The organism is Lentzea sp. NPDC058450, assembly GCF_042721395.1.
Classification (GTDB): Bacteria; Actinomycetota; Actinomycetes; order Mycobacteriales; family Pseudonocardiaceae; genus Lentzea.
On sequence record NZ_JBHXLO010000071.1, the window covers coordinates 1 to 1,418 of the forward strand.

A 1,418-nucleotide genomic window follows, 5' to 3' on the forward strand; every position below is an offset into this window, starting at 1 on the left:
CTGAGACGTGATGCGTAGCCGATTGAGGCGAAGTAGAGTGATCCCATGCTGCCGAGAAAAGCCTCTAGCGAGCTTTCACGCGGCCCGTACCCCAAACCGACACAGGTGGTCAGGTAGAGAATACCAAGGCGATCGGGCGAACTGTGGTTAAGGAACTCGGCAAAATGCCCCCGTAACTTCGGGAGAAGGGGGGCCGTAGCGCTTGAAGCCTCTTGCAGGCTAGGGCGAGACGGCCGCAGAGACCAGCGAGAAGCGACTGTTTACTAAAAACACAGGTCCATGCGAAGTCGCAAGACGATGTATATGGACTGACGCCTGCCCGGTGCTGGAACGTTAAGGGGACCGGTTAGTCACTTCGGTGGCGAAGCTGAGAACTTAAGCGCCAGTAAACGGCGGTGGTAACTATAACCATCCTAAGGTAGCGAAATTCCTTGTCGGGTAAGTTCCGACCTGCACGAATGGCGTAACGACTTCTCGACTGTCTCAACCGCAGGCCCGGCGAAATTGCATTACGAGTAAAGATGCTCGTTACGCGCGGCAGGACGGAAAGACCCCGGGACCTTTACTATAGCTTGGTATTGGTGTTCGATTCGGCTTGTGTAGGATAGGTGGGAGACTGTGAAGCGGCCACGCCAGTGGTTGTGGAGTCATCGTTGAAATACCACTCTGGTCGTATTGGATGTCTAACCTCGGTCCGTGATCCGGATCAGGGACAGTGCCTGGTGGGTAGTTTAACTGGGGCGGTTGCCTCCCAAAGAGTAACGGAGGCGCTCAAAGGTTCCCTCAGCCTGGTTGGCAATCAGGTGTTGAGTGCAAGTGCACAAGGGAGCTTGACTGTGAGACTGACGGGTCGAGCAGGGACGAAAGTCGGAACTAGTGATCCGGCCATGGCTTGTGGAAGCGTGGTCGCTCAACGGATAAAAGGTACCCCGGGGATAACAGGCTGATCTTCCCCAAGAGTCCATATCGACGGGATGGTTTGGCACCTCGATGTCGGCTCGTCGCATCCTGGGGCTGGAGTAGGTCCCAAGGGTTGGGCTGTTCGCCCATTAAAGCGGTACGCGAGCTGGGTTTAGAACGTCGTGAGACAGTTCGGTCCCTATCCGCCGCGCGCGTAGGATACTTGAGGAAGGCTGTCCCTAGTACGAGAGGACCGGGACGGACGGACCGCTGGTGTGCCAGTTGTTCTGCCAAGAGCATTGCTGGTTGGCTACGTTCGGAAGGGATAACCGCTGAAGGCATCTAAGCGGGAAGCTCGTTCCAAGATGAGGTATCCCACTCTTCGTGAGTTAAGGCCCCCAGCTAGACCACTGGGTTGATAGGCCAGAGGTGGAAGACCGGTAACGGTTGGAGCTGACTGGTACTAATAGGCCGAGGACTTGTTACAAAGACGCTACGCATCCACTGTGCGGTTCTGG

Annotated in this window: 1 rRNA gene; it reads left to right on the forward strand. The window is 56.1% G+C overall.

Going from position 1 to position 1,418, the window contains the following annotated elements:
• Positions 1–1,387 (forward strand): 23S ribosomal RNA (locus ACFWNN_RS45580); the annotation flags it as partial.
• Positions 1,388–1,418 lie beyond the last annotated feature (31 nt).